The 21,186-nt window shown below is 45.0% G+C and carries 21 protein-coding genes; 8 read left to right on the forward strand and 13 right to left on the reverse strand.

Annotated elements, in window-relative coordinates; all coding sequences use genetic code 11:
• Nucleotides 1-12: 12 nt before the first annotated feature.
• Both BQ9856_RS21235 and BQ9856_RS21240 read right to left on the reverse strand, forming a co-directional pair.
• Nucleotides 13-1,278: an extracellular solute-binding protein gene (locus tag BQ9856_RS21235; RefSeq protein ID WP_077612789.1), complete on the reverse strand. Its 1,266-nt coding sequence runs from the start codon at nucleotides 1,276-1,278 to the stop codon at nucleotides 13-15.
• 310 nt (nucleotides 1,279-1,588) lie between these two features.
• A complete protein-coding gene (locus tag BQ9856_RS21240; protein WP_077612790.1) occupies nucleotides 1,589-2,947 on the reverse strand; it encodes a citrate/2-methylcitrate synthase in 1,359 nt (452 codons plus the stop codon).
• 315 nt (nucleotides 2,948-3,262) lie between these two features.
• Between BQ9856_RS21240 and BQ9856_RS21250 the strand changes: the two genes are divergently transcribed.
• The 5 genes from BQ9856_RS21250 (at nucleotide 3,263) to BQ9856_RS21270 (ending at nucleotide 8,088) form a co-directional block, all read left to right on the forward strand.
• Nucleotides 3,263-3,913: a trimeric intracellular cation channel family protein gene (locus BQ9856_RS21250; RefSeq protein ID WP_077612792.1), complete on the forward strand. Its 651-nt coding sequence runs from the start codon at nucleotides 3,263-3,265 to the stop codon at nucleotides 3,911-3,913.
• A gap of 20 nt (nucleotides 3,914-3,933) precedes the next feature.
• Nucleotides 3,934-4,629, forward strand: coding sequence for a TIGR01906 family membrane protein (locus BQ9856_RS21255; protein WP_077612793.1), 696 nt, complete (start codon nucleotides 3,934-3,936; stop codon nucleotides 4,627-4,629).
• A gap of 85 nt (nucleotides 4,630-4,714) precedes the next feature.
• A complete protein-coding gene (locus BQ9856_RS21260; protein WP_077612794.1) occupies nucleotides 4,715-6,277 on the forward strand; it encodes a D-alanyl-D-alanine carboxypeptidase family protein in 1,563 nt (520 codons plus the stop codon).
• Between the two features lie 16 nt (nucleotides 6,278-6,293).
• Complete coding sequence (locus BQ9856_RS21265; RefSeq protein WP_077612795.1) at nucleotides 6,294-7,385, forward strand: sensor histidine kinase; 1,092 nt, start codon at nucleotides 6,294-6,296, stop codon at nucleotides 7,383-7,385.
• Entirely contained in the window at nucleotides 7,378-8,088 is a 711-nt protein-coding gene (locus BQ9856_RS21270) for a response regulator (protein ID WP_077612796.1), read from the forward strand. The genes BQ9856_RS21265 and BQ9856_RS21270 overlap by 8 nt, the downstream gene beginning before the upstream one ends.
• On the opposite strand, the gene BQ9856_RS21275 is transcribed toward BQ9856_RS21270, so the two are convergent.
• The 4 genes from BQ9856_RS21275 to BQ9856_RS21290 form a co-directional block, all read right to left on the reverse strand.
• Nucleotides 8,085-9,077: a 3'-5' exonuclease gene (locus BQ9856_RS21275; protein WP_077612797.1), complete on the reverse strand. Its 993-nt coding sequence runs from the start codon at nucleotides 9,075-9,077 to the stop codon at nucleotides 8,085-8,087. The two genes, BQ9856_RS21270 and BQ9856_RS21275, sit on opposite strands and share 4 nt — an antisense overlap.
• 11 nt (nucleotides 9,078-9,088) lie before the next feature.
• Nucleotides 9,089-9,301: a DUF3006 domain-containing protein gene (locus BQ9856_RS21280; protein ID WP_159442058.1), complete on the reverse strand. Its 213-nt coding sequence runs from the start codon at nucleotides 9,299-9,301 to the stop codon at nucleotides 9,089-9,091.
• Nucleotides 9,302-9,341: 40 nt separating this feature from the next.
• Complete coding sequence (locus tag BQ9856_RS21285) at nucleotides 9,342-10,481, reverse strand: ComEC/Rec2 family competence protein (RefSeq protein ID WP_077612799.1); 1,140 nt, start codon at nucleotides 10,479-10,481, stop codon at nucleotides 9,342-9,344.
• Nucleotides 10,482-10,613: 132 nt separating this feature from the next.
• Nucleotides 10,614-11,588: a cell wall-binding protein gene (locus BQ9856_RS21290; protein ID WP_077612800.1), complete on the reverse strand. Its 975-nt coding sequence runs from the start codon at nucleotides 11,586-11,588 to the stop codon at nucleotides 10,614-10,616.
• A 263-nt stretch (nucleotides 11,589-11,851) separates the two neighbouring features.
• Between BQ9856_RS21290 and BQ9856_RS24955 the strand changes: the two genes are divergently transcribed.
• The 3 genes from BQ9856_RS24955 (at nucleotide 11,852) to BQ9856_RS21305 (ending at nucleotide 16,287) form a co-directional block, all read left to right on the forward strand.
• A complete protein-coding gene (locus BQ9856_RS24955; protein WP_200801336.1) occupies nucleotides 11,852-13,300 on the forward strand; it encodes an STM4011 family radical SAM protein in 1,449 nt (482 codons plus the stop codon).
• Nucleotides 13,301-13,417: 117 nt separating this feature from the next.
• Nucleotides 13,418-15,271, forward strand: a complete 1,854-nt coding sequence (locus BQ9856_RS21300) for a methyl-accepting chemotaxis protein (RefSeq protein ID WP_077613488.1) — start codon at nucleotides 13,418-13,420, stop codon at nucleotides 15,269-15,271.
• Nucleotides 15,272-15,555: 284 nt separating this feature from the next.
• Nucleotides 15,556-16,287, forward strand: a complete 732-nt coding sequence (locus tag BQ9856_RS21305) for an SAM-dependent methyltransferase (RefSeq protein ID WP_235839277.1) — start codon at nucleotides 15,556-15,558, stop codon at nucleotides 16,285-16,287.
• A 59-nt stretch (nucleotides 16,288-16,346) separates the two neighbouring features.
• Here BQ9856_RS21305 and BQ9856_RS21310 read toward each other — a convergent pair whose 3' ends face one another.
• From BQ9856_RS21310 to BQ9856_RS21340, 7 genes are all read right to left on the reverse strand, one after another.
• Nucleotides 16,347-17,165, reverse strand: coding sequence for an alpha/beta fold hydrolase (locus BQ9856_RS21310; protein ID WP_077612802.1), 819 nt, complete (start codon nucleotides 17,163-17,165; stop codon nucleotides 16,347-16,349).
• Nucleotides 17,166-17,277: 112 nt separating this feature from the next.
• Entirely contained in the window at nucleotides 17,278-17,715 is a 438-nt protein-coding gene (locus tag BQ9856_RS21315) for a hypothetical protein (RefSeq protein WP_077612803.1), read from the reverse strand.
• Nucleotides 17,716-17,779: 64 nt separating this feature from the next.
• Complete coding sequence (locus BQ9856_RS21320; protein WP_077612804.1) at nucleotides 17,780-18,466, reverse strand: DUF4367 domain-containing protein; 687 nt, start codon at nucleotides 18,464-18,466, stop codon at nucleotides 17,780-17,782.
• Nucleotides 18,447-18,998 (reverse strand): RNA polymerase sigma factor, encoded by a 552-nt coding sequence (locus BQ9856_RS21325; protein ID WP_077612805.1) that lies wholly within the window; start codon nucleotides 18,996-18,998, stop codon nucleotides 18,447-18,449. The genes BQ9856_RS21320 and BQ9856_RS21325 overlap by 20 nt, the downstream gene beginning before the upstream one ends.
• Nucleotides 18,999-19,003: 5 nt before the next feature.
• Entirely contained in the window at nucleotides 19,004-19,336 is a 333-nt protein-coding gene (locus BQ9856_RS21330) for a helix-turn-helix domain-containing protein (protein WP_159442059.1), read from the reverse strand.
• A 179-nt stretch (nucleotides 19,337-19,515) separates the two neighbouring features.
• A complete protein-coding gene (locus BQ9856_RS21335; protein WP_077612807.1) occupies nucleotides 19,516-20,391 on the reverse strand; it encodes a methionyl aminopeptidase in 876 nt (291 codons plus the stop codon).
• 121 nt (nucleotides 20,392-20,512) lie between these two features.
• Nucleotides 20,513-20,932: a metal-dependent transcriptional regulator gene (locus tag BQ9856_RS21340; protein ID WP_235839278.1), complete on the reverse strand. Its 420-nt coding sequence runs from the start codon at nucleotides 20,930-20,932 to the stop codon at nucleotides 20,513-20,515.
• Nucleotides 20,933-21,186 lie beyond the last annotated feature (254 nt).

Genomic DNA, 21,186 nt, shown 5'->3' on the forward strand with positions numbered 1-21,186 from the left:
GCCGAAATATCTTTACTGCATATTCGCGACCGCAGCCAGTGCTTCTTTCTGATAGCGTCCGGCAGCCTTGTTTACATCTTCATCTGACTTATTCACAGCAGCCAGCAAAGATTCGGCAGGTGACCACATCACGCTGATCTGCGGGATATTCGGTGCAGGGACTGCATTCTGCGCCGTCTCTTTCATAGCGGCAGCCATTTCATTTGCTGCTACCTCAGGATCTTCATAGGCTTTTTCATTGGCAGGGGCACAGTTAAAATTCTCCGCCAGTTCTACTCCTGTTTCAGGGCTGGCCATCACCGTAAGGACTTTGGCAATCGCATCTTTTTTGTCCCTGGCGGCATGTTTAAAAACTCCTGCGCCCTGTATACCGGCATAGGGCATCAGAGAATTTCCGTTCGGCAGGCGAAAGCTCAATAAAGATTTGAATCCCAAATGAATTCCAGCCGCTTTTATTCCTGGCATCAGCCACGGCCCTCCTATAATGGCTGCCGCTTTCCCTTCATTAAATAATGTGGTTACTGTGTTGTAATCTCCATCTGCCTGTAATTCTGCAAATTTCTTATTATACAGGATCGCATCCTTTGTTTCCTGTTTATCTAACCCCGGATTTCCTTCGGTATCAATGATGCAGCCGCCAAATCCATTAATAAAAGGCGCCACATTGTAAGCTGTTGAATGCTGGTTCACCATTCCATAGAATCCGGCGTTTATATCCGTATTCGCTTTCATGTATTCATACAGCCCATCCGTGGTATCCGGCACGTCCCCCTTCCATAAATCTTTATTATACAGAAAGAGGAGGGTTTCAAAATAAACAGGAAGCAGATACCTGGTATCTTTGTATGTACACCCGTTTACAGTCATTGCAAGCATATCCTGCATGGCATCTTCACTTATAAAATCCGTAACAGGAGACAAGATTCCCATTTCCGCATAGATACCCAGGGAATCATGTGCAGAGAAATACATATCCGGACCGTTCGCTTCATCATTGCCATACAGCTTGATCTGATCTGCAAGACCTGGCTTTTTTACAAATGTAACGGTTATTTTCTCAGATGATAACGTGCCATTTATTCTTGTCTGCAACGCATTCATGATGGCCTCATCCCCATCATGCCAGATGCTGATTTCCACAGGTCCGAAAGAATCCTCCGATCCTTTCATGTCTGCCGTATCAGCCGGCTGTCCGTCTGTTCCGGATCCCGATGCGCACCCTCCAAGCGCCAAAACAATCATGATTCCACACAGAAGTAAACTGATCTTTTTCCTCATATAGACCTCCTTTTAGGGAAACGCTTTCTTGACACCTTTCATTCAAAAATAATTCCCCCCATTTGTTCACTACACTTTTACCATATATTATTACTGTCAGCAAGATTATATTGTATAGTTTAACTGTTTTTGTTAAGAATACGCTATACTTAAAAAGAGATTTTAGAACTATTTTATTATACTAGAAAGAGTCTGACTTGTCAGACTCAAGCGCTGACGCACTGTCACATCAGTAACATCTTCCTCTAAAATAAAAATAGGGTGATTTATCTTATTGATAAATCACCCGGATACCTCATAAAAAATTTTTTTATCTGTCTTTAAGCGGCTTATATTCCTCTTCCTGCATTACACTGACATAGGCCGGACGAATAATCTTGTCCATGTTGATCAGCTCTTCAATGCGGTGTGCGCTCCATCCCACGATCCTGGCGATGGCAAAAATCGGGGTGAACAGCTCATTGGGAATGTCCAGCATGCTGTATACAAAGCCGCTGTAAAAGTCCACGTTGGCGCTTACGCCTTTATAAATCTTTCTTTCATCCGCAATGACCTTAGGAGCCAGACGCTCGATCATGGAATAAAGATTGAAATCTTCCATGCGCCCCTTTTCCTCCGAAAGCTGCTTTACAAAGCCTTTGAAGATTTCCGCGCGGGGGTCGGATTTGGAATAAACCGCATGTCCCATGCCGTAAATAAGGCCTTTCCGGTCGAAAGCTTCTTTATTAAGAAGCTTTCTTAAGTATTTCTCCACTTCCTCCTCATCTCCCCAGTCATGAACTTCGTTTCTTAAATCCTCCATCATTTCCACAACCTTGATGTTGGCTCCGCCATGCTTGGGTCCCTTTAAAGAGGCAAGTGCTGCAGCCACCACGCTGTAAGTATCCGTGCCGGAGGAGGTGACCACGTGAGTCGTAAAGGTGGAGTTGTTTCCGCCGCCGTGCTCCATATGGAGGATCAGTGCCAGATCCAGAACGTGGGCCTCCACCTTGGAATACTTCATATCCGGCCTTAAAAGCCTTAAGATATTTTCCGCCGTAGACAGCTTCTCATCCGGCCGGTGGATATACATGCTTCCACCCCGCTCATAATGGTTAAAGGAGTGGTATCCATATACTGCCAGCATAGGCATGACACTGATTAACATCAGGCTCTGGCGAAGTACATTGGGTACGGAAATATCGCTGGCTTTCTCATCATAAGAGGACAGGGTCAGGATGCTTCTGGCGAGACAGGACATCATATCGTGGCTGGGTGCCTTCATGACCACATCCCTTACGAAATTAGTAGGCAGAGTCCGGCTGTAGCCCAGAGTCTGGGTAAAACGTTCCAATTGGCTTTTATCCGGCAGATCCCCAAAAAGGAGAAGATAGGCAATTTCTTCAAACCCAAAACGCCCCTCCCTTACCACTCCGTTTACCAGATCATATATATTATAGCCCCGATAAAACAACTGGCCTTCACACGGAACCTTTTCCCCATCTACGATTTTGTTTGATAAAATCTTTGAAACCTTGGTCAGACCCGCCACAACACCGTTGCCGCTTTTATCCCGGAGTCCCCGTTTCACATCAAACTTTTCGTAGGATTCTAAGTCAATTTTTTCATCATTTAAACAGATATCGGACCACTCTTCCATATTTTTCATAAATTCTTTCTGATTGATCATAAAAACACCTCTTTCTGAAATCAAATTATCAAGTTCCACTGCTTTTTTGGAAGTCCTCCGGCTTAAAAACACACTGCCATCCCAACTGGGCTTCGTAAGCCTGCGTCATCTCCTCTCTATTACTGCTAAGAATTTCCAATCGTTCACTTTTGAACTTTTTCAATATAATATATAATTTTAAGAAAAAAAGCAAGTTAATTTTTTTCAGCCATGAAGTTTGCTGTATTTTTATACGTCTCCGGCATATTGACAAAAGCCCCTCCAAAACTTATACTTTCCTTAATTTCCCTAATGGGAATGAATCGGAGGTTGTTGATGAAAACAGATCTTTCCTTATTTTTCTTTGTAGAAGCAATCGGCACCATAGCGTTTGCCTCTTCCGGAGCCATGGTTGCCATCAAAAAACAGCTGGACCTTCTCGGAGTTGTTGTTTTGGGGGTCACCACTGCGGTAGGCGGCGGTATGCTGAGGGATATCATTATTGGGAACGTGCCTCCTGCCCTTTTTAAAGACCCGGTCTATGTATCACTGGCCTTTATAACGGTTATGCTTTTATTTGTCATCGTGAGGATGAACCAGAGAATTCTGACCGGACGCTCCATGGAAACCTACGAAAAGGTTATGAACATATTTGATGCCATAGGCCTTGGCGCATTCACTGTAGTCGGGATCGATACCGCAGTGCTTTCCGGCTATGGAGAATATCATTTCCTCATCATCTTTTTAGGCGTCATCACCGGGGTCGGCGGCGGCATCCTGCGGGACATCATGGCCGGACAGACCCCTTATGTGCTCAGAAAACATATTTATGCCTGCGCTTCCATTGCAGGCGCCATTCTCTATGCCGGGCTCATGGAGCACATAAACGGAAATCTCGCCATGCTGACCGGCGCCTGCTCTGTGATTTTGATCCGCCTTTTGGCAACCCGTTTTTGCTGGAATCTGCCTACGGCAACCAAACATTAATTATATCAAGGAGGAAACCCATGAACCGAATCCTGCAATATACCACCGGAATCATTTTTGCCGTCTCCCTTATGACCGCTCTTTTATTCACCTCTGTCGAGGCGGCTGTTTACTGGATCCCCGGGTATTTCGAAAAGGAATACGCCAAATATAATGTAACCGAAGCCGTATCCATGACAATGGATGATTTACTTGACGTCACCGGCCAGATGATGGCTTACCTTCGCGGAAAGAGAGACGATCTCCACGTGGAAACCACCATGGGGGGCGTAAACCGGGAATTTTTTAATGAGCGCGAAATCGCCCACATGGAGGATGTCCGCGGACTGTTTATAAGTGCCCTTTCCATACGCAGGGCCTGCCTCATGGTCATGGCCTTATGTCTCATCCTGCTTCTTTTATTAAAGGCCGATATTAAGAGAACCTTTCCGCGGGCAGTCTGTGCGGGGACCGGACTTTTTTTCGCTGCGGCCGCAAGCATAGCACTTATCATTTCAACGGATTTTACCAGATATTTCATAATGTTCCATCATATGTTTTTTAAAAATGACTTATGGATATTGGACCCGGCAACCGACATGCTGATCAATATCGTACCGGAAGGTTTCTTCCGCGATACCGTGTTTCTCATAGGATTTATCTACTTTTTCTGCGTCCTGCTTATCTTCGCCATCTGTTTTTTTATTATGCACAAATACGGGAAAAATTGTAAATAATCTTTACTTGTTACAACAAATAACCTATACTGTAGATTGGACTATTATTTGAAACTGAATCAAATATACGGAGAGATTACTCAATATGACTCAATTTACGAAAAGGATTTCTATATTTTTCCTGTGTCTGCTTCTATTTGTCTCCTCCTTTGCCGGGACTGCCCTGGCCGCTGCAGAATGGCCGGCCAATGTATCAGTCCAGGCCCAGGGAGCCATACTGATGGACGCGGACACAGGAACCGTTCTTTGGGGCCAGAATATACACAATCAATATTTTCCGGCCAGCATTACCAAAGTCATGACCGCACTTCTGGTAATCGAGAACTGCAGTCTGGATGAGACCGTGACATTTTCCCATAACGCCGTATTTAACGTGGAATCCGGCAGCAGCAATGCCGGAATCAACGAGGGGGACGAGCTGTCAGTCAAGGACTGTCTCTATGCTCTGCTGCTTAAATCAGCCAATGAATCGGCCAATGCCCTTGCGGAACATGTGGCCGGAAGCACCGAAGCCTTTGCAGACATGATGAACGCCCGTGCAAAGGAGCTTGGATGCACCAATACCCATTTTGCCAATCCAAGCGGCCTTAATAACCCGGAGCACTATACTTCCCCCTATGACATGGCCCTCATAGCCCGGGCAGCATTTAACAATCCCATCTTTGAAGAGATTGATTCCACAACTTATTATAAGCTTCCGCCTAATTCCATTAACCAGGAAGGGCTTTCCATCTATCCGGGACACAAGATGTTAAAAAAGAGCAGCCCCTACTATTATCCGGGCATCGTCGGCGGTAAAACAGGTTATACCACACTGGCCGGCAACACCCTGGTGACCTGCGCGGAAAAAAACGGCATGAAGCTGATTACCATCATCTTAAAGGGATCCACCCCCCAGTATTGGACGGACACCAAAAACCTTCTTGATTTCGGTTTCGAAAATTTTGTTTCCTTAAAGGCAGCGGACTATGAGAAAACCTACAGTTCCATTACCAGTGATTTAAATTTCAGCGGACTTTCCATTACCAGGCCGGAGGCCCTGATCCTGGACCCTGACAGCCGGATCATCCTGCCCAAGACAGCGGATTTTTCCGATGCTGCCGCAGAACTCAGCTATGATATTTCATCCGGAGACCCTCAAGGTGCCATCGCAAAGATCAACTACCGTTACAATGACCGCGTGGTGGGCTGCACCTTTTTAGAGGTGAACGGCGCTTTGTTTCCGGAAACCGCTTCCGGCTCGGAAGCCGAAGCTTTTTCTGAATCCGCAGATGCAGTGGATGCATCGGCAAAAGAGATAGCCGCCAAAGGTTCCCCTGACCGCTCAGCCGGTAAGGAACCGCCAAGTGCCTCCGTATCGGAAGATTACCGGGAAAAGGCGCTGAAACCGTTTGAAATACCGTTAGCCGCCTGGCTGATCCTGGGAAGCGTCGGAGCCATCGCAGTGATCGGAGGGACAGGATCCTTCCTGATATACAAAAAGCACAAGGATGAACAGGATTTTCTTATCCGCCGGGAACAACGCATGAAACGCCTCCAGGATTCCGGTATTTCAGCAGATGAATTCAATTCCATCCTGGAGCAAAAGCGAAGTGCCTATTCCTCAAAACGGAAAGGACGGCGCGGGAGCCGGTTAAAATTCCGATAGGTAAGAAGGAAATCACATGGAAAAACACAGGAAGATGTCAAAAAAAGAATTGTTGCGGAATATCATAATTACCTTAACTTGTCTGCTTCTCGCGACCATCGGATCCTACATGATGCTGTTTCTGGGAGGATATACCAATAATGTGGGAATCGTCTACATGATGGCGGTTGTTCTGATCTCCCGCTATTCCAACGGCTACGTTCCGGGAGTTATTGCCTCCTTTATCAGTGTGATCTGCGTAAACTTTGTATTTACTTACCCGTATATGGCGTTTAATTTTACGATGGAGGGATATCCCATTACCTTTATTGCACTGCTCATCATTTCCTCCATCACAAGTGCTACAACCACTCATTTAAAGGAACAGAGCCGCATTCTCAACGAACGGGAAAAGCTGTTAATGGAAGCAGAGAAGGAAACCATGCGTGCAAATCTTCTGCGGGCTATTTCCCACGACCTTCGGACTCCCTTAACCGGGATCATCGGTGCCAGCAGCGCATACTTAGAGAATTCCGGCTGCATGCCGGATACAGAGAAAACCAACCTGGTTTCCAACATCCGGGAAGATGCCAACTGGCTCTTAAACATGGTGGAAAACTTATTAAGTGTCACCAGGATACGGGATACCGGCGCTCAGGTCACCAAGCAATTGGAGCCCCTGGAGGAAGTGGCTTCCGAAGCCATAGATCGCTTTCACAAACGGCTTCCCCAATCCATCGTTCATGTAACCGTACCGGATGAACTGGTCATGGTTCCCATGGATGCCACTCTGATCGAACAGGTTATCATCAATCTTCTGGAAAATGCCGTTTATCATTCCAACTCAACGGAGCCGATCAGCCTGTCTATTTACGTACGCGGCGGATACGCCTGGTTCGAGGTGCGGGATCAGGGTGTGGGAATTTCACCGGAACGGCTGGTTACTTTATTTGACGGTTATACCTCATCACCCAACAGCAGCGGTGATTCCCATAAGGGAATGGGAATCGGCCTGTCCATCTGCAAAACCATAGTGGCTGCTCATGACGGAAGCATTACGGCCGCCAATGAGGAACACGGCGCAGTTTTTACATTTACATTACCATTAGGGGAGGATACTTATGAGTAAGTTTACGATCGTAATGATTGAGGATGAAAAGAATATCTGCAACTTTATCGAAAGCGCATTGGAAAGGCATGATTATAAGGTGAATACCGCCAGAAACGGCAGGGATGGCCTGGCTCTCATCAATTCCATCTGCCCGGACGTAATCCTATTAGACCTGGGGCTTCCGGATCTGGACGGAATCGATATCATAAAAAGTGTGAGAAGCTGGACTGCCATTCCGATCATTGTCATCTCCGCCAGGACCCAGGAGCAGGAAAAGGTGGCCGCCCTTGATTTCGGCGCTGATGATTATATAACCAAGCCATTCGGTACCAGTGAGCTTCTGGCAAGAATCCGTACAGCCCTGCGCCACGGAAAACCCACGGTCAGCACCGCCTGCGGCTCTGTGGTACAGACGCCATACCAAAGCGGGGACTTATTCATTGATTTTAACAAACGTATGGTCACACTGGGGGGAAATAAGATCCATCTGACCCAGATCGAATATAAACTGGTATCCCTTCTTGCAGAAAACTCCGGAAAGGTCCTGACCTATGATTTTATCATCAGCCATATCTGGGGGCCTTTTGCGGACAACAACAACCAGATTCTCCGCGTTAATATGGCACATATCCGAAGAAAAATAGAATCCAATCCGGCGGAGCCCAAATATATCTTTACGGAAATCGGCGTAGGCTACCGGATGATGGAAAGCGAAATTTAAGAAAGGGGGGGAACCCCCTTCTTTTTATTCTGCTTTCGGATCCTGGTTTTCTCCACCCGCTTATTCCTGGCCTCTTCCTTTTTTTCGTATATTTCACCGATGTCTTCATCCCCCACCAGCCTCATGGTCTTAACCACGTAGATTTGGCCGTCATCGCTCCGCCTCATACGGATTTTCCCCTTCACATTCCCATGTTCCGGGCAGCATCCCAGGGCAGTGTAGAATTTCTGGTTTACGGAAAACCATCTGATTTTCTTGCGGAGCATCCGGTTGCACTTACAGCAGATTAAGTCTGTAACCGTTTTATCCGCAATGGCATCCTGCTTTGATTCAAACGGCCTTGAGATGTATTTGGAATACTCCGGGAACACCAGATATACCTCTTCCTCCTTACTCTCCGGCAGGCGGTAATAGTCTGTTGACCAGTATGGCTTTACCTTCTCAAAATCCATTTTATTCAAGATACGCCCGGTATAATGAGCGTCATCAAGGGCCCTGTGAAAGGGCCTTTGTTCCATAATTTTTTGTTCTGATACTGCAATGTCAAGGGACTGCCTTTCTTTGCCGTCCCCATAATGCAGGCTGTAAAGCTTTTGCACATCATAGTACAGAAATGGCTTTGGAAATGGAATCGGAATCCCGTAAAAAGTCATATTCCTCTGAAGCTCGGTCAAGTCCATGGAACCCCAGGTGCAGAACACGGCTTCCTCTTTGCACCACAAAAGGAATTCCTTCATGGCTTCCTCAAAGTCCATTCCCTCTTCCATCAGGGTCCTCTTATCCATATGAGTCACTTCTAATATCTTTTCATGAAGCTCCGGATAAACCCGGGGCTTAATGAGCCGTCTGAATTCTTCTACTTCTTCCATGGATTCATTGAGCCTGACCGCCCCGATCTCTATGATTTCAAAGGGAAAATGCTCTACCGCCTCCTCCTTTCCGCCAGCGCTCTGGTTCCATTCCAGGTCCAGTACAATGTAATTTTTCATAATTTAATCCTTTATTCTATCAGCCTTTTCAGTTTCTCACGCATCTTCTGCCTGCGCCTCATGGTCTCCTCTTCGTCCAGCAGCCACTCCCCGGACGCTTTTTTAAGGATATCTCCTTCCTTTGCACCCTCAGGAAGCTCTGCGGCCTTCAGCTTTATTCTGCCGCCATGTTCATCCTCGCAGATCACAATTTCTTCTCCGATCCTATCTATGGTATACTGCATAAACAATTCCCCTTTCCCTGTCCCTGTCCGCGTCCAAGCTTTAGGGGCTGCAGCTCTGGCACGGCTCATATCCCATTTGTATCAATTCTTCTCTGGTTCCTGTATAGGTCTTTCGGTTCTCCTTTTTCATGGAAGCTGCTGACTTGCAATCCGGAAGATGGAACTTTTTCGTATTGGTATTGATTACATACTCCCGGGTTACGGACGCGGTCTCTGTCCGTACCTTTGCTGTATCCCGGCTTTCTTTTTCATCTGACCTGGCTGCGGAAAAGGATACCTTTGATCCGTCACTGACCGCCAGGATGGTTCCCAGTTCATCGGTCCTGAAAGTCTGAATGCTGCGCTTATGAAGCATATCCAGGATCTCTTTATGAGGATGTCCGTAATCATTATTCTTTCCGCAGGAGATCACCGCATAGTCCGGGTCCACTAAATCCATGAACGGTTCCGAGGATGAGGTGCTGCTTCCATGATGGGAAAGCTTCAGCACATCGGCTTTTAAATCCAGGCCGCTGGCTATCATATCCTCTTCTGATTCTTTTTCCGCATCCCCGCATAAGACAAAGCTGTTTTTTCCATAAGCCAGCCGGATGCCCACAGACCAGTTATTCAAGTTATCTCCATAATCACGGTTCGGAGCAATGATCCGGAAGGACGCATCTCCCAGCACATAGCTGTCTCCCACCTTTGGAAGGGTGATTTTTAAATCCTTATCAGCTATGGCATCGAGCAGACGTTCATAAATCTTTGTGGTATGTTCCTTTTCCGGCAACATGACCTTTTGAATATCAAATTCCCGGATAACCGCCTCCAGGCCGCCGATATGATCTGAATGAGGATGGGTTCCGATTACATAATCCAGCTTTTTAACTCCCTGCTTCTTTAAGTAAGAAATAACAGCCTCTCCCTGATCTTGTTCTCCTGCATCTACCAGCATGAAATGTCCGGCCTGTTCAATGAGGGTACTGTCTCCCTGGCCTACATCAATAAAATGTACCTTTAAATCCGAATCTGCTGCGGTATCCGCTTCTCCCCCATTCTCCGCCTGCCCGGCTTTACCGGGCATGAAATCGGCAGGACTTGTGACAGCCCCGCTGCAGCCTGCCATACAAAGCGTCATAAAAATGGCCGCAGCCGCCACAAAGCGCTTATAAAATTTTCCTATCTTTTTTCCCGTCATTCCTGTCTGCTCCTTCGTGTTATTATATGATAGAATCGTTAATCCTACAAGCATTTTTAAGAGGAACCAGTGTTCCGCCGCGGTCAAAAAGGCGGGTTGCAAAAGCAGCCCGCCAGTTTTTTATTTAAGATCCTAAGGAAGTTTTGCTCCATCGGCTCCAACCTTGGCTCCATCAGGAGTTGATGCATTCACAAGCATCTGACCTCCTGCGGGATCGCAGTAGTACTGTTTTCCGTTCCAATTGATCCAGCCTGTTGCCATATAGCCCCCCTCATTGAAGAAATACCACTGGCTGTTGATAATCTGCCAGTTATTCACCGTATAGCTTCCGTCACCGTTTCTGTACCACCAGCCGGTCTGATCCTGTTTCCAGCCGCTCACACCGCCGGCTGATCCGCTGCTTCCGTTTGTGCTTAAACGGTTTCGCTCTGCAGCTGCCGCATCAATATATTTAACGGAAGATTCGATCCAGTCGCCTTTATTCTCTGCATTCTGCTTATTCACCGGACGCACCCGGAACGAATAGTTTCCGGTTTTTATCATGGCATCCGTAAAATCCAGACTTGTCTCGCCGGTAGTCTTCACCTCCCCCGCGCTCTTTCCATCACGGTACAGCTTCACCTCATAACTTCCGGCCCCGGCCGACGGACTCCAGCTGGCTGTGGTTAAAGAGCTCCATTCAGCTCCTGCTATGGCCTGGGTAAATTCGCTGACCTTAGGAAGGTCTATGGTAACGGTCAGTGTCTGACTGAAATCTTCTTTCTTCTGCTTTACATAGGTTCCGCCGTTAATCGTAAAGCTGGTATCGGTAGTCGCAAAATAATATCCGTCTTCTGCATACAGCTTCACTTCCAGCCTGGGAACATCCTGTTCCGACCACTGAAAGCCGTCGTTAATGAATTCACAATCCCCCACTTCAATCCTGCTGCTCTTTGATGTTACCTCGGCCTGCTGTTCCGAAACGGAACGTCCCGGCACTACATCTGCGGCCACGGTTAAGTTCACCGTTGTGATCTTCTTTCTGGATGCCGCCATTGCAGTCGTACAGGGAAGCCCTGCTGCCAATGCCGCAGCAACCACCAGTGACAAGATTTTTTTAACATTCATAAACATTCCCTCGTCTTTCCATATCTCACCTTCTGTTACCAGATTCTGGTGTAATAGGTTTATTATAACGCATTTGCAGGCGTTTGTGAATGGCTATTATTGAGTGAAAGGGCCCTTTGATGCGGAATCCGGCATCTTCCATTTTTTACATTTTTTAACTAGGAATCGCTGCCGCAATATGCTATCATAAATCTATCTGCAAACAGGAAAATCAATTACCAATGGTTATCTGCTTTCTGATGGGGAATTATGGGAGGAAACCTATGGCTATTAAGACAATACTATACCGCGGCTCTTTAAAAAGCTGCAATTACAACTGCTCCTACTGCCCGTTTTCCAAACATAAATCTTCCAGAGGAGAGCTGGCAAAGGACCAGGAACAGCTTCAACGATTCATAAACAGCTTAAGGGAACAGGCACCCAGGCTTGGAACCGAAGCCCTGATGATCGTACCATATGGAGAGATCCTGATCCATCCCTATTACTGGGAAGGTCTTGCCCGCATAAGCAGCATGGAAACAATAGAGGCGGTCGGAGCCCAGACCAATTTAAGCTTTTCCATGGCAAAATGCTTAAAAAAATATGCCGCAGCCGGCGGACATCGGGAAAAACTCCGGCTTTGGGCAACCTTTCATCCCGAAATGACATCCCTTTCCCAATTTATCAGGCAATGCAAAAAATTAATAAAAGAGGGAATAAGTTTTTCCGTAGGGGCCGTTGGAATTCCGGAAAATCTTGACCTGTTAAGACAGCTTCGGGAATGCCTCCCGGAAGAGATCTACTTATGGATCAACCGCATGGATGGGGTAAAACGTCCCTATACCGCTGACGAACAGGCAGCCTTTCAGAGCATCGACCCGTTTTTTGCCCAGGAATTAGGCCGCAGACAGGCGGATAAAAGCCAGTGCCTTAACCGGTTATTCGTAGAGGGAGACGGAAAACTCAGACTTTGCAACATAGGTCATTCCTTAAAGGAAAACTGGTACAATTGCAATGGAAGCCTTCCGTCTCCGGAATGCGGCAGAGCGGCATGCACCTGCTATCTTGCTTACGGAGGGAGAGCGGACTATGATCATTCCGGCAGATTTGGGCCTTATCCCCTGTTTCGGATCCCCTGGAAGCCAAAGGCATTCTTTTTCGACATTGACGGAACACTGGTTTTCGACCGGTCGGACAGGGTGGACCCGGCAGTCATCTCCTGGCTGAAGGCTGTAAAAGAGCACGGTCCCCTCTTTCTTGCCACCTCGCTGCCCTATAAAGAAGCTGCCAGACGGTGCAGGGATATCCTTCATCTGTTTGACGGCGGAATATTCGCCGGAGGAGCACACATTCTGTTAAAAAGAAAAGGAAAGCGGATTCAAAAGGAGGTATTTTATACGCTTGATGCATCTTTCCTTCCTGTTCTTGACCAAAAACAGGCAGAGTACGGGTACCGGCTCCGGGTTTATCAAAGCGATGGTTCCGTATATAAGATCACTCTGGAAAAGCCCTCCAGCCGGGCCTGGAGAGAACCGGAAACAGCCTCCCTTAAACATCTGCTGCCGATCAGCACCTTCCGTTGTTTTACTGAAAAAAATTGTTTTCAAATCGTTTCTTCTACTGCGGATAAAGGAAGCAGTATGAGAAAACTCTGCGAGTGGCTGTCAATCAGCACCAGAGACTGTGCCGCCGCTTTGACTGGCTTCCCGGAATCCCTTCCCTGGAACCGATAATATATTCTGAAGATTCTTATGATTAACAGAATATTTCCGATATATAATATATCGCTTACGGCATTCCCCCCTGCAAAAACAGGGGCAGAAAACAACAACTGGAAAGGGAAAGATAAGATGAAGAAACAGAACGACAACACAGGAGATTCCCAAAGGAAAAAAGGCTCATTGATTAAGAACCTGTCAATCAGCCAAAAACTGATTCTGGGCTTTGGTATCATGCTGCTGTTAATCATGGCCTCCACCGGTCTCTCCGCATTAAGCACGAAAAATATCGGATTCCAGGTAGAACGCTATTACCGTTATACCGTACCGAATACCAACAGTACGTGGACCATGAGATCCGGCCTGGTATCGGCTCAAAAGTATCTGCTGCAGGCAATTCTTGAGGATGAATCCCAATCCGCTCAGGATAACCTGGCAAAAGCACAGGAACAAGCTCAAGGCGTTTCAAATGCCCTGGAGGATTTCGCCAAAAACCAGTCCTCCAATGCCAGAGAGAAGGATATTACACAGTTAAGAGATTTGCTGTCGCAAGCTCAGACCATCCGGGAAGAGATTTCAGAAATACTCAAAAATCCTGCAAAAGAAAGCGGCAGCAAAGCCTATGAGCTATATGAAAGCAGCTATATACCGGTCTTGGACCAGGCGGAAGAAATCCTTTTAAGCTTTTCCAATATCCAGCAGCAGTTCGCAGCTTCACAGAAGCAGGAAGCACAAAGCCTTATGAACTCAGCATGGCTGATGCTTGTCCTGTCTCTTGGATTTTCCCTGTTGTTCGCATTTTTTATTACAGGAGCCATCCGGAAATCCATACTGGATCCTGTAAAGGAGATAGACCTTGTTTACAGGGAAATATCAAAAGGAAATTTAAAGGCTCAGATCACATATGAAAGCCGGGATGAACTGGGCAGTATGGCCGAAAATATAAGAAATACAAACGCTTCCATTACCTCCTATATCCGTGACATTACCGAAAAGCTCAATCTTCTGGCAGAGGGAGACATGCGTTTTTCCGTGGACCTGGATTATATCGGCGACTTTAAAGCCATTAAGCTGGCAATTTTAAAAACCGTTTCATCCTTGAACCAGACCCTGGTATTGATCGACAATGCCGCCGGACAGGTAAACACCGGAACGGAACAGGTTTCTGCGGGAGCACAGGAACTGGCCGCAGGATCTACCGAACAGGCATCGTCTGTGGAGGAATTATCCGCATCCGTTGCAAGCATTGCAGAACAGTCTGCAGAGAATTCGGAAAATGTATATAAAGCAACACGGTATGTGGAACAGACGAGTCAGAATGTAAAAAACGGCGGTGCCCATATGCGGCAGCTTACTGAGGCAATGGATAATATCGGCTCCGCTTCCGATCAGATTACGAATATTACAAAAGTAATCGAAGATATTGCTTTCCAGACCAATATCCTTTCCCTCAACGCTGCAATTGAAGCTGCACGGGCCGGGACAGCAGGAAAAGGCTTTTCCGTTGTAGCCGACGAGGTCCGCAACCTGGCTGCCAAGTCTGCAGAAGCTGCCAAGCAAACGGCCGAGCTGATCCAGCATTCTGTGAATGCAGTACAGGAAGGTACCCAGATAACGCGCAAGACCGCACAGATTCTGCAGGATATTGATGAAACAACCGGTCAGATCAATGATATCGTCAATAAAATCAACGACGCTACCTCGGAACAGGCCTCTTCCATTGAACAGATCCGGTCAGGATTGGAACAGGTATCTGCCGTAATACAGACAAATGCTGCTACAGCCGAGGAAAATTCAGCCGCCAGTGAGGAAATGAGCGCCCAGGCCAATACATTGCGCGAAGAAGTGGGGAGATTCCGGCTGAATACGCAGCCGAAAGAGCATTATTCCCAGAACATTTCGAAAGCCCCGGACGCTGCTGAGGAGCCCAGGGAAGAATCGCTCTCTCAGAAATACAGGGAAGAATCACGCTCTCAGAAGTATTGACATAAGGCTGAAATCATGGTAAAGTCAAGTCATATTTTAAACGAAAAGGTGGTGTCTGTTTGTCTATTGTTCTGTAAGGAGCATTTTTATTTGTAATCATACAAAAACGCAATGATTTGGTTGCTTTTATTTGTGATGCAATTATGTTTCATACAGAACTATGTCAAACCAAATTAATAAAATAACGGTCCGGGCATAGTGCTTGCTATGCCCGGTTTTTTAATCTGACATATTCCAAAATTGTCATTGCAGATAAAAGCATCGCACAATGGAAAGGAAGATGAATGATGAATGATTCACTCTCACAAAAATATGACAGGGATTTTATCGCGAAAAACATCATGGGCCCTAATCCCATGAAAATCGCAGAAGAACTGCTTGCCATGGAACCCTTAAAGGAAGATATGACTGTACTTGACCTTGGCTGCGGCCATGGTGTCACTTCCGTATTCCTCGCAAAAGAATACGGATTAAAGGTTTTTGCTGTAGATCTCTGGATCTCACCTACCGATAATAAAAAAACATTTGATGAAATGGGGCTGACTAATGAGCAGATCATCCCTCTTAAGGGAGAAGCCCATGACCTGCCTTTTGCGGAAGAATTCTTTGATGCGGCCGTCAGTATTGACTCCTACCATTACTTTGGGCGGGATAAGACCTATCTGAATCAGCATTTATTGCCGCTTGTTCGATGCGGAGGATACCTTTTGCTCGCTTTCCCAGGGTTAAAGAAGGATATCCATGATAACATCCCATCTGAGATGTTACTTTCTTGGACTGCAGAGGACATTGAAACATTGCACGATATGGATTACTGGAAAAACATCATTGGCTCTGCGGAGGGCGCAGAACTGCTTACGGTCTGGGAAATGGAATGCTTTGAGGAGAGCTGGAATGACTGGCTCTCCTGTGACAACAAATATGCGGTGAACGATAGAAAATCTATGGAAGCCGGAGCTGGAAAATACATGAACATTATTGCCATGATATTAAGAAAAAGCCAGAATCCCAAATAAAACAGATGCAAAGGGCGAGACCTGTTATCAGGCTTCGCCCTTTTTAGGAATTTCACTCTTTAACATTTTCCTTTCACAAATTCAGACAATACTTTATTAAATTCATCCTTCTGATCATAAAATGTGGCATGACCGCTGAACTCAAATGGTACCAGCACCGAGTTCCTAATGGATTGATGCTGAATCTCACCCAAAGGAAATAGTACAACTTTATCATGGATCCCGTGAATGATTAAGGTTGGAACCCTGATTGCGTTTAAATCCGTAAACAATACCTCTTTGATCCAGGTATTGGCAACCTCTGCAGTTGCCCAGCCGGCTGCCTGCAGACCTAACTGGAAAAACCAGTCGGAAAACGGTCCGGTGATATGTTGGAAAAAGAACATATTACCAAAATTGCTCAGCATTTGCGGGCGGTCGGCGTAGGTCCCCTCAATGATTTGAACAACTGCCTCCTTATCAATCCCATAAGGAAAATTCGGACGTTTAATCAGGCTTGGGGCGGCAGCGGCACATAGAACAAGCTTCGATACCCCGAAGCCCTTATGCCTGGCCATATATCTGATTGCGATGGCTCCGCCGGTGGAATGTCCCAACAAAGTAATGTCCTGTAATTTCAGCTCATTGATGACCTCTCTTACGTCATCTGCTAACCGGTCATAATCATACCCGCAAAAAGGCTTGTCGGAATTCCCAAAGCCTCTAGTATCAATTCCGATACAGCGAAATCCCATTTTAGGAAGCACATTAAACTGATACTCAAAAAGTTTATGGCTTCCCGGCCAGCCATGAAGAAACAAAATCGTTTTTTTACAGTCCGGATTTAAATCTTCAACATAAATCTTTACGTTACCATCAACAGTTATATAATAGCCCATGATCTCATTTCACATAATCTTTTATTTTATATTATTCCATTCTTCGGGGCGTGGTTACGACTTTTTTCATTATTATAGCTGCTCTTGCTGCCGACATGTCCATGTCAATCTATTAATTTGTCTTTGTTGTTGTCAATGAAACCGTCTCAGATTTGCTGCCAGCATATACTTTTCCGGAAAATGTGAGTACATATTTTCCGGATCCGCTTAATGACGCATTTTTTTCACTTTGCAATATCTTACCATTGGAGGAAAGGCTCCAGGAAGATATTTTCGTTTTGCTCCCATTTGACTGCTGTTTGTACAGAGTCATCGTACCGGATATCTTTGTCACATTTTCATACCCCACAATTTTAACAAGACATGTTGCGGAGTTACCGCTTAAATCCAAAGCCAGATGAGTATCATTGGTATATACAAACTGAGGCATGATGATTTGATACATGGAAGAGTCTTCTTCCGCAGGGGTTGCGCTCGTAGATGCTGCCAGACAATTCATGGGAAGCAGAAATGTCACCAGCGGGACCAGTAAAAGCTTTTTCAATTTCATATGTAGTCTCCTTTCAAAATATGATTTATGTTTATAAACGCATATTGGGAAATTTTACTACGAGCTATTTTATATTTTTACCAATTTTTTTAAATTCTTCCTCATCCAGGTTTCCTCTGATTACGATCAGACCAATGTCCGAACTCATAATGAGCTTATTGACCTTATCATTATCATAAAGATAAATCTCACATTCCCAACCATTTATTTTCCAATCCACCACGGTACAATCCTCATGATCGATCTGGCTGACGCTGTTCCCTTCCTTGAAAAACTCAACCGTCAGTTCCTCTTGATTGTCATTTTCGTATGTAATGGTTTTAAGGAGGGAACTTTGTTCTACGCCCACCGCATCATAGCCATCCGGGACATAACCCAGGCTATACTCCATGGCCGATTCCTTCGGCGAATCCAAAAATTTATATTCTATAAATTTCTCATAGATCGTCTTTATAAAACGGGCACAGGAAGCTCCGGCTTCTTTTGCATTCATAAAGCCCGCAAAGGTTACTCCAATTACCATAATTATCGCTGCTGTTGCTATCTTGCCGTATAAATACAGTTTCTGAACAAAAAATTTTTGTTCAAGTCTCTTAATGTATTTTCGAATCCTGTTATCATATTGGCTGTCATCAACTTTGTTGATTATGTCATCTGCGGGATACGCTTCCAGTTCTTTATAGCTGCGCTCGATTACGGCAGTTCTTAGCAGCGTTTCAAAAAGCGCATCCTCACGATCCAATCTCGCCACTTGATAATTCCTCCATATATTTACGTACCATTAATTTGGCGCGGTAAATTCTCATTTGTACATTTTTTTTATTAATATTAAGAATCTTAGCTATATTATCATCACTGAGATCATTGATATATTTCAGTTCCAATGCAGCACGATACTTATAATCCAATTTATCCAGGGCTTTTACAAGCATCTCATAGGATTCTATATTAATCACAATATTTAAAGGATCAAATCTTTCATTCTGATAATCCACTGTATCAGAGAATTCTTCTTCCTTTACATTCTTATTCTTCCGCCAACGGCTGATACAATAATTGCGCGTCAATGTGATTACATAATTTCTGGTCCTTCTCTCATTATTTTCATCAATCCGATTGAGATTTTCACCAACAATCAAGTAAATATCCTGTAAGTAATCCTCAATATCAGCTTCATTGGATATGAATCTTTTTACCGTATAAAAAATGAACTTTCTGTATTTGTCATAAAGCCGGATAAACTTGCTCTTTTCTTCTTCCGTATCAAAAATCATGAATATCATCGCATTCACCTGTTCAGGTCTGCATTTTTAACCATGACTTCCACTACATCATATATCTTTTTCTGTTCCGCAAACGGAAGACCTTGAATCAATTCACCAAGCTTTGAACCTTTTATTTCATAATGGGTCCGGATCTGATATCCAAGCAAATCGTCTGCAGAAACAGACAGGATATTGGCAATTTTTATAAAACTATCCAGGCTGGGGGTTTTGACTCCCTGCTCAATGCTTGCAATAAAAGCTGTACTCAGACCAGCCTGTTCCGCCAGAACTTCCTGACTTATGCCTTTTCTTTCCCGAAACAGCTGTACATTTTTCCCTAACAAGGTTCTATCCATTGGCATACTCCATTCGTTGTATTTTATTAATACTACAGGTATTAGATATAGTATACATATACATATTTTCCAATGAAAGAACCTTAAAGTATTAGTGTCATACCATAAGTAATTCCATTTCAATACTACAATTTTCGGACAAGGTTAATCGAAATACCTGTGAAATAAATGATATGCCTTCAATATGTTAATATTTCATAGCCCGTTTCTGTCACAAGCACCGTTTTTTCCCATTGCGCCGAGGGCTTTCCATCGGCAGTATAAACGGTCCAGTTATCATTTTCATCTGTAAACACTTCGTCGTTCCCCATATTGATCATTGGCTCTACGGTAAAAACAAGGCCAGGAACCAAAACCATCCCTGTTCCTTTTTTGGACACAAAGCTGACCCAGGGATCTTCATGGAATTGCAGGCCAATACCATGACCTCCGATTTCACGGACAACAGAATAGCCATTTTTACCGGCATGTTCATGGACCGCCTGCCCTACATCCCCAAGAAATCCCCAGGGTTTGACCTGTTCAATGCCAAGCTCCATGCATTCTCTTGAGACATCAACAAGCCTTTGCTTCTCGTCGGATACGTCTCCGACACAATACATGCGGGAAGAATCCGAAAAAAAACCGTTGTAAACCGTAGACACATCAACGTTTACAATATCTCCATTTTTCAGGGCTGTCCGATTGGATGGGATGCCGTGGCATACAACGTCATTGATCGAAATGCAGACGCTTTTAGGGTATCCATTGTAATGAAGCGGAGCCGGTATGCCTCCCAGCTCCCCGGTTTTTTCATAAATGAGCCGGTCAAGTTCTCCGGTGGTAATTCCCTCAATAACATAAGGCCCGATGAAATCCAGCAAGGCAATGTTTCGTTTGCTGCTTTCCCGGATTCCTTCCAATTGCTGTCGGGTTTTCAGCAGATTGCGGCCGGGTACCTGATACCCTTTTGAACGGCAGACTGCCATTCGATCCTCAATGAGGGCATGGCATCTTTTGTATTCACGTCCGCTGCCGCACCAGCAGGCACCGTTACTTCCAAATTTTCCAGACATATTTTACTCCTTACCTCCTACATTCCAATCACGCCTGTTACAGGATCTGCATCCGTAGTCAAAGCATTTTAAGAAAATCAGAAGATATAATATTAATTATTTTAGTCATTAAACTTTTTTATTATACGAGGGATATCTCTTTACACTTGATAAAATATTTTTCTAAAGCAATAGCAGTTTCATCACTGATGAGATGCTCGATTTTACAGGCATCTTCACTTGCTGTCCGCTCATTAATATTGCAACAAGTAATTAAGAATTGTTTTATCAGGTGAAATTTAGCTGTAATGATCCGCCCTTGTTTACGTCCTTCATCAGTAAGATGGATTTCACCACCTAAAGGCTTAACGACCAGTCCCTCCTCTTGCAATATAGTCACAGCATGATTAACACTTGGCTTTGAAACTTCTAAATAAACAGAAAGATCAATTGAACGTACTGCTTGTGCTTTTTCAGACAACTTATATATTGCTTTTAAATATTCCTCCTTTGAGGGACTAAGTTTTTTTCCCGAACGACAACGCATATTTTGATACACCATTGCTCCTCCTTACCTTAACCATAGCAAGATGTATATGGCTGCTATACGCCTTGATACAATTCTTTATTCATCTTGCTTTTTTAAATGTTTATCAATTTTATTATTTTCCAACTTATTGTCAAAAGGATTGACTTGTGGAAACATTGGGTATGCATATAGATAAAAACAAAAGGGAACGCATGAGGCTAAAGAATTATAGATAGCCCATAAAGCCCTTTCGTCAGCTTCAAGTATTTGCTTATACCTCCGCTCAT

Source organism: Clostridium sp. Marseille-P2415, assembly GCF_900155545.1.
Taxonomy (GTDB): domain Bacteria; phylum Bacillota; class Clostridia; order Lachnospirales; family Lachnospiraceae; genus Lacrimispora.

Excerpts from the sequence above, each read along its gene's own strand:
- BQ9856_RS21275 (WP_077612797.1), bottom strand. The coding sequence starts at position 9,077 with ATGAAAAATTACATTGTACTGGACCTGGAATGGAACCAGAGCGCTGGC.
- BQ9856_RS21315 (WP_077612803.1), bottom strand. The coding sequence starts at position 17,715 with ATGAAATTGAAAAAGCTTTTACTGGTCCCGCTGGTGACATTTCTGCTT.
- BQ9856_RS21325 (WP_077612805.1), bottom strand. The coding sequence starts at position 18,998 with ATGATATTCATGATTTTTGATACGGAAGAAGAAAAGAGCAAGTTTATC.
- BQ9856_RS21260 (WP_077612794.1), top strand. The coding sequence starts at position 4,715 with ATGACTCAATTTACGAAAAGGATTTCTATATTTTTCCTGTGTCTGCTT.
- BQ9856_RS21240 (WP_077612790.1), bottom strand. The coding sequence starts at position 2,947 with ATGATCAATCAGAAAGAATTTATGAAAAATATGGAAGAGTGGTCCGAT.
- BQ9856_RS21255 (WP_077612793.1), top strand. The coding sequence starts at position 3,934 with ATGAACCGAATCCTGCAATATACCACCGGAATCATTTTTGCCGTCTCC.
- BQ9856_RS21265 (WP_077612795.1), top strand. The coding sequence starts at position 6,294 with ATGGAAAAACACAGGAAGATGTCAAAAAAAGAATTGTTGCGGAATATC.
- BQ9856_RS21285 (WP_077612799.1), bottom strand. The coding sequence starts at position 10,481 with ATGACGGGAAAAAAGATAGGAAAATTTTATAAGCGCTTTGTGGCGGCT.
- BQ9856_RS21250 (WP_077612792.1), top strand. The coding sequence starts at position 3,263 with ATGAAAACAGATCTTTCCTTATTTTTCTTTGTAGAAGCAATCGGCACC.
- BQ9856_RS21340 (WP_235839278.1), bottom strand. The coding sequence starts at position 20,932 with ATGGTGTATCAAAATATGCGTTGTCGTTCGGGAAAAAAACTTAGTCCC.
- BQ9856_RS21235 (WP_077612789.1), bottom strand. The coding sequence starts at position 1,278 with ATGAGGAAAAAGATCAGTTTACTTCTGTGTGGAATCATGATTGTTTTG.
- BQ9856_RS21310 (WP_077612802.1), bottom strand. The coding sequence starts at position 17,165 with ATGGGCTATTATATAACTGTTGATGGTAACGTAAAGATTTATGTTGAA.
- BQ9856_RS21290 (WP_077612800.1), bottom strand. The coding sequence starts at position 11,588 with ATGAATGTTAAAAAAATCTTGTCACTGGTGGTTGCTGCGGCATTGGCA.
- BQ9856_RS21305 (WP_235839277.1), top strand. The coding sequence starts at position 15,556 with ATGATGAATGATTCACTCTCACAAAAATATGACAGGGATTTTATCGCG.
- BQ9856_RS21270 (WP_077612796.1), top strand. The coding sequence starts at position 7,378 with ATGAGTAAGTTTACGATCGTAATGATTGAGGATGAAAAGAATATCTGC.
- BQ9856_RS21300 (WP_077613488.1), top strand. The coding sequence starts at position 13,418 with ATGAAGAAACAGAACGACAACACAGGAGATTCCCAAAGGAAAAAAGGC.
- BQ9856_RS21330 (WP_159442059.1), bottom strand. The coding sequence starts at position 19,336 with ATGGATAGAACCTTGTTAGGGAAAAATGTACAGCTGTTTCGGGAAAGA.
- BQ9856_RS24955 (WP_200801336.1), top strand. The coding sequence starts at position 11,852 with ATGGCTATTAAGACAATACTATACCGCGGCTCTTTAAAAAGCTGCAAT.
- BQ9856_RS21335 (WP_077612807.1), bottom strand. The coding sequence starts at position 20,391 with ATGTCTGGAAAATTTGGAAGTAACGGTGCCTGCTGGTGCGGCAGCGGA.
- BQ9856_RS21280 (WP_159442058.1), bottom strand. The coding sequence starts at position 9,301 with ATGCAGTATACCATAGATAGGATCGGAGAAGAAATTGTGATCTGCGAG.